The 11,087-nt window shown below is 68.4% G+C and carries 9 protein-coding genes; 4 read left to right on the top strand and 5 right to left on the bottom strand.

Annotated features, from left to right (window positions below):
* From ACE3N6_RS11820 to ACE3N6_RS11810, 3 genes are all read left to right on the top strand, one after another.
* Nucleotides 1-516, top strand: a 516-nt coding sequence (locus ACE3N6_RS11820; protein ID WP_374245965.1) for a hypothetical protein, incomplete at its 5' end; no start/stop codon positions are given.
* Between the two features lie 66 nt (nt 517-582).
* Complete coding sequence (locus ACE3N6_RS11815; RefSeq protein ID WP_374245964.1) at nt 583-954, top strand: hypothetical protein; 372 nt, start codon at nt 583-585, stop codon at nt 952-954.
* Nucleotides 955-1,042: 88 nt separating this feature from the next.
* Complete coding sequence (locus tag ACE3N6_RS11810; protein WP_374245963.1) at nt 1,043-2,062, top strand: diguanylate cyclase domain-containing protein; 1,020 nt, start codon at nt 1,043-1,045, stop codon at nt 2,060-2,062.
* 304 nt (nt 2,063-2,366) lie between these two features.
* On the opposite strand, the gene lldP is transcribed toward ACE3N6_RS11810, so the two are convergent.
* The 5 genes from lldP to ACE3N6_RS11785 form a co-directional block, all read right to left on the bottom strand.
* Entirely contained in the window at nt 2,367-4,019 is a 1,653-nt protein-coding gene (gene lldP, locus ACE3N6_RS11805) for an L-lactate permease (protein ID WP_374245962.1), read from the bottom strand.
* A gap of 72 nt (nt 4,020-4,091) precedes the next feature.
* Complete coding sequence (locus ACE3N6_RS11800) at nt 4,092-6,866, bottom strand: FAD-binding and (Fe-S)-binding domain-containing protein (RefSeq protein WP_374245961.1); 2,775 nt, start codon at nt 6,864-6,866, stop codon at nt 4,092-4,094.
* A gap of 86 nt (nt 6,867-6,952) precedes the next feature.
* Nucleotides 6,953-8,407 carry a LutB/LldF family L-lactate oxidation iron-sulfur protein gene (locus ACE3N6_RS11795; protein ID WP_374245960.1) on the bottom strand — a complete coding sequence of 485 codons (1,455 nt, stop codon included), beginning with the start codon at nt 8,405-8,407 and terminating at the stop codon, nt 6,953-6,955.
* Nucleotides 8,404-9,081, bottom strand: coding sequence for a lactate utilization protein C (locus tag ACE3N6_RS11790; protein ID WP_374245959.1), 678 nt, complete (start codon nt 9,079-9,081; stop codon nt 8,404-8,406). The genes ACE3N6_RS11795 and ACE3N6_RS11790 overlap by 4 nt, the downstream gene beginning before the upstream one ends.
* Nucleotides 9,078-9,971, bottom strand: a complete 894-nt coding sequence (locus tag ACE3N6_RS11785; protein WP_374245958.1) for a (Fe-S)-binding protein — start codon at nt 9,969-9,971, stop codon at nt 9,078-9,080. The genes ACE3N6_RS11790 and ACE3N6_RS11785 overlap by 4 nt, the downstream gene beginning before the upstream one ends.
* Nucleotides 9,972-10,251: 280 nt before the next feature.
* Here ACE3N6_RS11785 and ACE3N6_RS11780 point away from each other — a divergent pair, with 280 nt between their 5' ends.
* Nucleotides 10,252-11,034 carry an FCD domain-containing protein gene (locus ACE3N6_RS11780; RefSeq protein WP_374245957.1) on the top strand — a complete coding sequence of 261 codons (783 nt, stop codon included), beginning with the start codon at nt 10,252-10,254 and terminating at the stop codon, nt 11,032-11,034.
* Nucleotides 11,035-11,087: the final 53 nt, after the last annotated feature.

Raw genomic sequence — 11,087 nt, 5'->3', positions numbered from 1 at the left:
CTGCCGATTGATTATGCAATTTCTATGCCGTCGGTTCCTGTCACTTGCTGTCATGGCCGCGCCACGGCCGGCGCCCGTGGCCCTGGAGAGCAGGGCATCGCCGATGCGACCGGGCAGATTGAGGATCGGCGGGGTGCGATGGGCGATGTGTCGCGCGCGATTGGCGATCTGCCCCGACAGATCGTCGATCGCACCCCGGCGATTGCCAATCGCGCTACGCATATCGTCGATCTGCGGCCGCAGATCTCGAATCGCGTGTCGGCGATGTCGAATCGCACGTCGCAAACTGACAATCTGGCAGGGCAGATCGCCCATCGCGGCGTGAAAGACGACAATCGCCGCCCGTGCAGGCGATCTCGCCCGCCGGCCAGGGGCGATCTGCCCGGCGTGGCCGCCGATCTGCCGTGCCATAGGGCGGGGCGCGGCCTGCTGCAGCCGTGTGGCGACGGTCGAGCACTGTGTGCGAGTGCTCAAACAGGGTTTTCTATATCTAATGACATATTTCCAGTGCTGTAAAAGACGAGTAGTATGCCGGATGTGGCGCCACACCCATCCATCGTCAATCCAGAAACGGAAACTGCCATGACCACCACCGCCCTCAAGCGCATCTCCACCAGCGTCCTTCTCGCCGACGAGGACGCCCTCTACGGCCTGCGCACCATCGAAGGCTACAAGCCGCCCAACGAGGACTACACCCTCGAAGCCATCGAGGCCGCCTTCAAGGAATACAAGGCCGCCCAGGAGGCCGAATCCCGCATCGAGAAGGCCCTCGAAGCGGCCCGCGACACCACCATCCGCTACCAGCACAAGTTCCACGGCTCCGTGGTGGGCGCCCGCCAGCAGGTGGTGGCCATCTACGGCGGCGAATCCGACGAGGTGGTCGCCGTCGGCCTCAAGAAGAAATCCGACCGCAAGCCCGCCCGCCGCAGCAAGCCCGCCACGCCCGCCGCCTGAGCAGCCTGCAGCCCCCCCGGTTGGGGGGCTGCGCAGCAGTGGAAGGTGTATAGTTTTCAAACAGATTCTTGCATTTGTGAGATCGCGCATGCCTTCCAAAGATCAGCTGCTGGGCATCATCGCCATCCAGACCGAGATCGCCAGACTCGGGCTGGATCTGGCGGGCACCATGGCGCTGGTGGTCGAGCGCACGCCGCCCCTGATCGCCGCCGATGGCGCGGTGATCGAGCTGGCCGAGGGCGACGAGATGGTCTATCGCGCCGGGGTGGGGATTGCCGCCCGTCAGCTCGGGCTGCGGCTGCAGCGCGAAGGCTCGCTCTCCGGCCTGTGCGTGAAGACCGGCGAGATCCTGCATTGCCGCGACATTGAAACCGACCCGCGGGTGGATAAGCTGGCCTGCGACAAGGTGGGGCTGCGCTCGATGATCGTGGTGCCCCTGCGCCACGAGGGCGAGACGGTGGGCGTGCTGAAGGCCATGTCCCGGCAGCCGGGCAAGTTTGGCGAGACCGACGTGCGCACCCTGGGGTTGCTCTCGGAGGTGATCGCCGCGGCGATGTACTTCTCCACCAAATACAACGTGGACGAGCTGTTCTACAAGGCCACCCACGACGGGATGACCGGGCTCGCCAACCGGGCCCTCTTCATCGACCGGCTGCGCAACGTGCTGGGCCGACGCGAGCGCGACCGGCAGCCCGCCAGCGTGCTGATGATCGACATGGACGGGCTCAAGCAGCTCAACGACTCCTTCGGGCACCGGGTGGGCGACGTGGCGATCAAGGAGGTGGCCACCCGGCTCAAGGCCTGCGCCCGCCAGTCGGACACGGTCGCCCGGCTGGGCGGCGACGAGTTCGGCATCATCTTCTCGCCGGTGGATCTGCCGGAAGGCGGCGCGGCGCTGGTGCGGCGCATCGAGGAGGAGATCGCCCGCCCGCTGGTTTTCGAGGGGCGCACCCACATCCTCGCGGTGAGCATCGGCATGGCGGAGTTTCCGGTCGATGGGCCGGATATCGATACATTGCTGGAGATGGCCGACCGCAGAATGTATCAGGTCAAGCGCCGTCACCATGGCCAGCCGCCCGGCCACAGTCTGCCCAGCCTCGCCCAGTAGGGCGGGTGCGCCGATTTGCCGTGCCGGCGCCGTGGGCCCGATCCCGCTCAAGAACCTCGCCATTCGCATTCGCCCCGAGCCCCCGCCGCCATCGACGCCATCGTCGAGGTGACGCTGGCCGCCGGGGGCGAGCTTCGCCTTCGCCTTCGACGGCGCGATGCCCCCGGGGCGGGGCCGCTTTCGCGAGGGCTTCACCGCCGGGCCGGCGGGGCGACCCACAAAAAAACGGCGACCGGATCGCTCCGGCCGCCGTCGAGGCTCCCTGGGGATCGCAATCCCCGTCCTGAAACTTGCGGTGTGCCGCTTACGGGATCATCCAGGTGAACACGTAGGCTTGCAGGGTGGTGATGATGCCCACCATGGTGGCGAACAGCAGGCTGTGCTTCACGGTGAAGCGGAACAGGTCCGACTCCTTGCCCACCAGGCCCACCGCGGCGCAGGCCACGGCGATGGACTGGGGCGAGATCATCTTGCCGGTGACGCCGCCGGTGGTGTTGGCCGCCACCAGCAGGGTGTCGGAGACGCCGACCTGATGCGCGGTGGTGGCCTGCAGCGAGCAGAACAGGGCGTTGGAAGACGTGTCGGAGCCGGTGAGGAACACGCCCAGCCAGCCCAGGAAGGGCGAGAAGAACGGGAACAGCGCGCCGGTGCCGGCCAGCAGCAGGGCCAGGGTGGCGGAGAGGCCCGAGTAGTTGGCCACGAAGGCGAAGGCCAGCACCATCCCGATGGAGTAGATCGGGCGCTTCAGCTCGACCACGGTTTCCTTGAAGGTCTTGGCGGCTTCGCTGGAACGCATGCCGAGCACCAGCATGGTGATGAGCGCGGACAGGAAGATCGCGGTGCCGGTGGCGGAGAGGATGTCGAGCTTGTACACCGCGGCGTAGGGCGTGGCCTTGGCGACGATGGGCTCCATCTTGATGACGAGCTTGTCGAGCATCGGCACCGGGAACTGGAACACCAGCGCATACAGCGGGCCGTCCTTGGCGAACAGGGCCTTGAAGGGCTTGAGGCTCCAGATGGTGACCATGACCGTGAGGATCACGAAGGGTGACCAGGCCTTGGCGATCTGGCCGAGGCTGTAGCTCTTTTCATCCTTGCGGGCCTGTTCCGGCTGATGCTGGGTGTCGAAGCGGAAGATGCGCTTCGGCTTCCAGTTCTTCAGGAAGATGGTGAGGCAGATCAGGCTGACCAGCGCGGAGGTGATGTCCGGCAACTCGGGGCCGATGTAGTTGGCGGTGAGGAACTGGGTGATGGCGAAGGAGACGCCGGCCACGATGATCGCCGGCCAGGTTTCCTTGATGCCGCGCCAGCCGTCCATCATGGCGACGAGCCAGAACGGGACGATGATCGACAGCAGCGGCAGCTGGCGGCCGGCCATCTGGCCGATCTTGAACGGGTCGATGCCGGTCACCTGGCCGCCGACGATGATGGGGATGCCCATCGCGCCGAAGGCCACCGGGGCGGTGTTGGCGATGAGGCACAGGCCGGCGGCGTAGAGCGGGTTGAAGCCGAGGCCCACGAGCAGGGCGGCGGTGATCGCCACCGGCGCGCCGAAGCCCGCCGCGCCTTCCAGGAAGGCGCCAAACGAGAAGCCCACGAGCAGCATCTGAAGGCGCTGGTCGTCGGTGATCGACACGACCGAGGCCCGGATGATGTCGAACTGCCCGGTCTTGACGGTGATCTTGTAGAGGAACACCGCCGCGATGATGATCCACGCGATGGGCCACAGGCCGTACAGGAAGCCGTAGCCGGCCGAGGCCAGGGCCATCGGCACCGGCATCTTGTAGAAGAAGATGGCCACCGCCAGCGCGATGGCGACGGTGATGGTGCCGGCGATGTGCCCCTTCATGCGCAGCACCGCGAGGGCGACGAAGAAGAAGATGATCGGTAGCGCGGCCACCAGCGAGGACAACCAGAGGTTGCCTGCGGGGTCGTAGATCTGCATCCAGGGTTGCATTCGGTGTTTCCTCCTTTGGTGAATGCGGGGTGTTTCTGTTTGGGTGAGACGGTTGGTTTTGGGCGTCGGGTGTCAGCAGGTGGCCAGCCGCGCGGCTTCGGCGCTGCATTCGTCGAGCAGATGCACGATCGAGCGGTAGGGCAGGCCGGTGGCGTTGGTGAGGCCGATCTCGCAGGTCTGGTTGCTCGAATAACCGCCGCAGCAGCCGGCGGGCACCTCGAGCTTGCGCAGGGCGTGGGCGTTGAGTTCGGGCACCGCGAAGCCCCGGTCGCCGCCAAAGCCGCAGCACTTCACTTCGGGTGGCATCACGGCTTGCACGGCGCAGGCGGCGGCGAGCTGCTTCAGCTTGGCCTCGAAGCCCATCCGGCGGGCCGAGCAGTTGAGGTGGATCAGCACCGGATCGGACTTCTTCTGGAGCATCAGGCGCGGCAGCAGCGCGTCGTGGGCAAACTCCACCAGATCGAACACCGGCAGGCGTTCGGCGAGGAAGGTCTTCATGCGCAGGCTGCAGGCGCTGGCGTCGAGCACGATGGGGTGCTTGCCGTTGTCGCTGGCCTTGCGGAGCACGGCTTCAAGCTGGGCCGACTTGGCGTCGGCTTCGGCCGCCATGCCCTTGCTGGCGAAGGACTGGCCGCAACACAGCGCATCGACGCCTTCGGGGACGATCGGGGCGTAGCCGGCGCGCTCCAGCACACGGACGACGGTGGCGGAGAGGGCGTGTTCGGGGGTGTCGGCGCCAAACATGCGGCCGGCGCAGGTGGGGAAGTAGACGACCTTGTCGCCGTCGCTGCGGGTGGCGCGGCCCAGGGGCTGCGGGCGCGGCATGCCTTCCTTCCAGGCGCCGCCGGTGAGCCGGCCCAGCGCCTTGGGGCCGACGATGGCTTCGGCCACATGGCCGGCCTTGAGGGCGGTGCGGGCCAGGGCCTGGGTGGCGCCGAAGTGGTCGGCGGCGAGCTTGCCGAGCTGGCGGGCCACGCCGGAGAGGTTCTCGCCGCGCACCGCGCGGGTGAGGGCGCCGGTCTCGATGCCCACCGGGCAGGCGGTGGCGCACAGCCCGCAGGTGGCGCAGGTGTCGAGGCCCATGTAGAGGTAATCCTCGCCCAGCCGGCCCGGGGCTTCGCCTGCGGCCTGACGGCGCGACAGCTCGCGCCAGCCGACGATGCGCTGGCGCGGCGACAGGGTGAGGCCGTGGGACGGGCACTGGGGCTCGCAGAAGCCGCATTCGATGCAGCGATCCACCGGCGCGTAGAGCTGGCCGGCGGCGGGCATGGGTTTGAGGTGCTTGAGGTGGGCGGCGGGGTCGTCGTTGATGATGACCCCGGGGTTGAGCAGGCCGTCCGGGTCGAACAGGGCCTTGATCTCCTTCATCAGCCCGTAGGCCTGGGTGCCCCATTCCAGCTCGACGAAGGGCGCCATGTTGCGGCCGGTGCCGTGCTCGGCCTTGAGCGAGCCGTCGTACTTCTCGACCAGCAGCGCGCACACCTCGTCCATGAACGCGGCGTAGCGGGCGACTTCGGACGCGATGCCGAAATCCTGGGTGAACACGAAGTGGACGTTCCCCTCCAGGGCGTGGCCGAAGATGATGGCCTCGCTGTAGCCGTGCTTGGCGAAGAGGGCCTGCAGATCCAGGCAGGCGGCGGCGAGATCGGGCACCGCGACGGCCACGTCCTCGATGATGACGGTGGTGCCGGGCTTCCTCACCGCGCCCACGGCCGGGAAGGTGCCCTTGCGCACGTTCCACAGGCGGTCGATCTCGGCTGGGTCGGTGGTGAAGGCGGGGGCTTCGATCAGCGGGTAGGGGGCGAGTTCGGCCAGCACCGCGTCGATGCGGCGCTGGAGATCGGCGGCGTCCGGCGCGCGGGTCTCGATGAGGAGCGCGGTGGCGCCGTCGGCGAGGGTCTTGAGGAGCGGCGGCATGCCGGGCTTGTCGGCCACCGCGCGCAGCGAGGCGCGGTCGAGCAGCTCGACGGCATCCACCGGCTGCTGCTTGAGGCCCACTACGGCGCGGCAGGCGGTCTCCATGTCGGCGAAGAACACCAGCGCGCTGGCCTTGTGGGCGTATTCGGGCACGGTCCGGTAGGTGACTTCGGAGATGAAGCCGAGGGTGCCTTCCGAGCCGATCATCAGGTGGGCGAGGATGTCGATCGGGTCGGTGTAATCCACCAGGGCGTTGAGGCTGTAGCCGGTGGTGTTCTTGATCTTGTATTTGGTGCGGATGCGCTCGGCCAGCGCGTGGTCGGCGCGCACGGTGTCGGAGAGCCGGGCGAGGCTGTCGAGGAGCGCGCCGTGGCTGGCGTGGAAGGCCGCGCGGCTGGCGGCGTCGCCGGTGTCGAGCAGGGTGCCGTCGGCCAGCAGCACGCGGATCGAGGCGAGGGTGCGGTAGCTGTTCTGGGCGGTGCCGCAGCACATGCCGGAGCTGTTGTTGGCGGCGATCCCGCCGATCTTGGCGGCGTTGATCGACGCGGGGTCGGGGCCGATCTTGCGGCCCAGGGGGGCGAGGCGACGGTTGACCTCGGCGCCGACGATGGCCGGGCCGGCCTTGACGGTGGCGCCGTCCGGGGCGATGCGGCAGGTGGCGAGGCCCTCGCCCAGCAGCACCAGCACCCCATCGGTGACGGCCTGACCGCACAGGCTGGTGCCGGCGGCGCGGAAGGTGACCGGCCGGCGGTGGCTGCGGGCAAGATCGACCACGTCGCGCACTTCGTCTTCGTCTTCCACCACCGCCACGACCTCGGGGGTCAGGCGGTAGAAGCTGCCGTCGGTGCCGTAGGCAAGGCGGCGCAGTTCGTCGGTAATCACGCGGCTGGCAGGCAGCCGTTGGCGCAGGGCGTCGATGAGCGCGGACATGGGGGGGGCTCCCGTCAGGGATGAGGTTTCGTCTGGGGCGGTGGTGGGGCGGGGTGAGGGCGCTCACCCCGCAGCGGAGCGGGCCGCTAGCGTCGGTCGCGGACCATGTCCCTCAGCCTTCGCGGGGCGGGTATCAGGGGCGTTCGGGCGGCGGTCCAGCCGGCCTGCTTTTTCGGCGCAAAGGCGCGGAAGCGGCTGGCCAGCCAGCTGAAGGCCCGGTAGCTGCCGGGGCGGCTGTACACCCGCGCCCACATCCGCCAGACGAAGGTGGTCAGCCCGCTGTAGCCGGCGCCCTGGCCGACCATCGCGGGGTTGGCGTGGGGTTCGGACTGGGCTTCGCCGCGCAGGCGGATGAGCAGCTCGGGGATGGGGATCTTCACCGGGCAGACCTCGCCGCAGGCGCCGCACAGGGTGGAGGCGGTGGGCAGCAGGTGGGTCTGTTCAAGCCCCATCATGTGGGGCGAGACGATCTTGCCGATGGGGCCGGGGTAGGTGGTGCCGTAGGCGTGACCGCCGATCCGGGTGTAGACCGGGCAGTGGTTCATGCAGGCGCCGCAGCGGATGCACTGGAGCGTCTTGCGCAGCTGCTCGTCGGCGTAGGCCTGGGAGCGGCCGTTGTCGAGGAGCACGAGGTGCACCTCTTCGGGGCCGTCCTTCTCGTGGGCCTTGCGCGGGCCGGAGATCATGTTGAAGTAGGTGGACACCGCCTGGCCGGTGGCCGAGCGGGTGAGGATGGAGAACAGCGGCGCCACATGCTCCAGCTTCTCGACCACCTTCTCGATGCCGGTGATGGCGATGTGCACCTTGGGCACGGTGGTGCACATGCGGCCGTTGCCTTCGTTCTCGACGAGGCACAGGGTGCCGGTTTCGGCCACCGCAAAATTGACGCCGGAGAGGCCGATGTCGGCGATCTCGAACTTCTCGCGCAGCACGCGGCGGCCGATCTGGATCAGCGCGTCCACGTTGTCGGTGTAATCCACGCCGGGGATCTTCTCGGCGAACAGCCTGGCGATCTGCTGCTTGGTCTGGTGGATCGCCGGCATGATGATGTGCGAGGGCTTCTCGCCGGCGAGCTGGACGATGTATTCGCCCATATCGGATTCGAGGGCGCCCACGCCGGCGGCTTCCATGGCGTGGTTGAACTCGATCTCCTCGCTCACCATCGACTTGCCCTTGACGATCAGTTTGGCCTGATGGCGCTGGGCGATGCCGAGCATGATGGCGTTGGCTTCGTCGGGCGTTTCGGCCCAGTGCACCTTCACGCCGTTGGCGGTGAGATTGGCTTCGAGCCGCTCCAGCAGATCCGGCAGGCGGCTGAGGCTGTACTGGCGGATGCCTTCGGAGAGGCTGCGCAGGGAATCCAGTTCGTCCGCGTCGGGAAACTGCGCGGCGCGCTTGGCCATCAGGAAATCCATCGCGCCGCGGAAGCTGCTGCGCAGGTGGGCGTCGTTCACCGCGTCGTGCATGCGCTCCCGCAGGGCCTTGGCGGAGACGAAGGCGATCGGCTTGCCGGTGTCGGCGCTGGCGTTGGGCGCGCTCATTGGGGCTCTCCTTCGGCGTGGGTGACGATCACGATCAGTTCCTTCGGGCCGTGGGCGCCGTAGGCGAGGGTCTGCTGGATGTCGGCGGTCTTGGACGGGCCGGAGATCAGCAGCGCGTTGGTGGGCATGCCGGCCGACCAGTCCTCAAAGCGGATCGCGTCGAAGAAGGTGGGCTGGATGGTGCGGGCGTCGAGCAGCGCGAAGTGCACCGGCGGCACCAGCGACAGGGTGCGCGGCTCGGCGTCGGACGGCCACAGGATCAGGCTGCCGGTTTCGGCGATGGCGCCGCGGGCCTGGGTGAAGCCGGCGCCGACGCGGTGGAAGAGATCGGCCTTCAGGTCTTCGACCTTGCCCGCCCACGGGCGGAGCGTGGTGCCGGCGAAGGTGGCGGCGTCCAGGCGGCGCCCGGCGGGGGTGGCAGCGCCGTAGAGCAGGGTGCCGACGGCCTTGTCGACGCACAGCTTGGCCAGCAGCGCGGGCCAGTCGGCGTCGGTGGAAAAATGCACTTCGGCGTGGAAGGCCTCGATGCCGGCCTTGAAGCGGGCGGCGCGCTGGGCGACGGATTCGCCGCGGGCGCGGGGCGCGTAGTGTTCGTCGAGGCTGGGCAGCGGGTTCGGTGTGGCCGGCTGGGCGCCGCGCAGCTTGGCGAGGATGCGGTCGCGGGCGGTGCTCATGACGCGTCTCCCGAACGGCCGCCCGAAGGGAGACGCTCGCCCCCTTGGGGGGCAGCGAGCGGCGCGAGCGTGGGGGCGGTCACGCTCCCTCCAGTGCGGCGCAGCAGGAAGGTGGCGAGGTGCTCGCCGGGCAGCGAGGGCGCGGCGCGGCCAGCGTTCTGGTCTTCGAGGGCGGCGCGCTTGGTGATGTTGAGCATGCAGCCGCAGTCGGCGGTCACCATCTGGCGGGCGCCGGTGGCCTTCAGCGAGGCAACCTTGTCGGTGACCATCGCGGTGGAGATGTCGGGGTGCTTGAGGGAGAAGCTGCCGCCGAAACCGCAGCATTCGGATTCGTGATCGTGGATGGCGAGGCTGACGTTGCCAAGGCGCGACAGCAGCTCGCGGCCCACCAGCAGGGTGCCCATCTCGCGCCGGGCCGAGCAGGAGGTGTGCAGCGCGACGGTGGTCGGCTCGCCCTGGTCGGGGCGCTTGAAGTCCAGCACATGCACCAGGAACTCGGCGAGCTCGAAGGTGCGGGCCGAGATGGCGGCGGCGCGGGCGGCAAGGCCGGCGTCGTCGCCGATGACCTTCTCCCAGTGCCAGCGGATCATCCCGGCGCAGGAGCCGGACGGCACCACGATGGGGTAGTCCTCAGGGAACAGGTCGAGCTGGGCGGCGACCACTTCGCGCGCCTCGGCCGGAAAGCCGCTGGTGAAGGCCGGCTGGCCGCAGCAGGTCTGGTTGTCGGGGAAGATCACCCGGATGCCTTCCCGCTCGAGCAGGGCGATGGCGTCCATGCCCGCCTCGGGCACGAAGAGATCTACCAGACAGGTGGCGTAGAAATACACCGCCTGCGGGCGCGGGGGGTAAGTGCGCGCGGAGTGTCCGGCGCCGTGGGTCGGTCTGCTCATGGGTCTCCTCCAGTCCTTGTCGCTTGGAAACGGAATTCTGTTCCGTCGCTGCGGCTATTGGCCAGATGATTCTGGGGTGTGTTCGGTAAATTGGTAAGACCAATTGAACCGATGAAGAAAAATCTACCCGCCAGTCCCCTCGAAGTCAATCCTCTAGATGAGTCAAACCTCTGATTTCTGTGCAATCTAGGGGTAAACGACTAGGTTTTCCGGCGGGCGGGCTTGAGATCGGTCAAGACTTGGGGTTAGTATTTTGGTCAGACCAATTTTCGAGGCCATCATGAGCATTGGCAAGATCGCCGTCCAGCGGCTCTCCGACACCATCGCCCACGAACTGGAGCGGCGTATCCTCGAAGGCGCCCTCAAGCCCGGCGACCGCCTGCAACCCGAGCGGGAGCTGGCCGCCGAACTGGGCGTGTCGCGCCCGTCGCTGCGCGAGGCGATGCAGAAGCTGGTGTCCAAGGGCCTGCTCCACAGCCGCCAGGGCGGCGGCACGTATGTAACCGACCGACTCGACGCCGGCTTCACCGACCCGTGGGGCGAGATGCTGCGCCAGCACCCCAACATCCAGGCGGACCTGCTGGAGTTTCGCGGCATGCTCGAATCCGAGGCTGCCGCGCTGGCCGCCCGGCGCGCCACCGACGCCGACATCCAGCGCATCGGCGAGGCCTACGCGCGAGTCGAGGGGCTATTCGCCCAGGGGCCGTCGGCCGAGGTGTTCGAGGAGCAGGTGCGGGCCGATCTGGCCTTCCATCAGGCCATCGCCGAGGCCGCCCACAACGTGATGATCGGCCACCTCACCGCCAGCCTGTTCCGCGTCACCCACGAGCACATCGACCGCAACCTGCGTCACCTGCGTCGGCTGGAGGACGACTGGCAGGAGCTGCGCAGCCAGCACGCGGCGATCTGGGACGCGGTGAAGCGCCGCGACCCGCTGGCCGCCCAGGCGGCGGTGCGCTGCCACATGAGCTTCGTCGAGGAGAGCATGCTGGCCCGCGCCCAGCACGAGGAGCGCGAGAACCGCGCCCGGGTGACGCGCAAGCTGTCCGGCCAGGGGGCGTGACGGGCATCGCCGGATGTGGGCAGCGGCCCCGCGCCCGGGGCACGGCCAGCGGC

Source organism: Zoogloea sp. (assembly GCF_041904905.1).
Lineage (GTDB): Bacteria > Pseudomonadota > Gammaproteobacteria > Burkholderiales > Rhodocyclaceae > Zoogloea.
The sequence above is the reverse complement of the archived record's forward strand: the minus strand, read 5'-3'. Positions and strand labels throughout refer to the sequence as shown.

What these genes read in the sequence shown, in the direction of transcription:
- ACE3N6_RS11815 (WP_374245964.1), top strand. Translation starts at nt 583, where the DNA reads ATGACCACCACCGCCCTCAAGCGCATCTCCACCAGCGTCCTTCTCGCC.
- ACE3N6_RS11810 (WP_374245963.1), top strand. Translation starts at nt 1,043, where the DNA reads ATGCCTTCCAAAGATCAGCTGCTGGGCATCATCGCCATCCAGACCGAG.
- lldP (WP_374245962.1), bottom strand. Translation starts at nt 4,019, where the DNA reads ATGCAACCCTGGATGCAGATCTACGACCCCGCAGGCAACCTCTGGTTG.
- ACE3N6_RS11800 (WP_374245961.1), bottom strand. Translation starts at nt 6,866, where the DNA reads ATGTCCGCGCTCATCGACGCCCTGCGCCAACGGCTGCCTGCCAGCCGC.
- ACE3N6_RS11795 (WP_374245960.1), bottom strand. Translation starts at nt 8,407, where the DNA reads ATGAGCGCGCCCAACGCCAGCGCCGACACCGGCAAGCCGATCGCCTTC.
- ACE3N6_RS11790 (WP_374245959.1), bottom strand. Translation starts at nt 9,081, where the DNA reads ATGAGCACCGCCCGCGACCGCATCCTCGCCAAGCTGCGCGGCGCCCAG.
- ACE3N6_RS11785 (WP_374245958.1), bottom strand. Translation starts at nt 9,971, where the DNA reads ATGAGCAGACCGACCCACGGCGCCGGACACTCCGCGCGCACTTACCCC.
- ACE3N6_RS11780 (WP_374245957.1), top strand. Translation starts at nt 10,252, where the DNA reads ATGAGCATTGGCAAGATCGCCGTCCAGCGGCTCTCCGACACCATCGCC.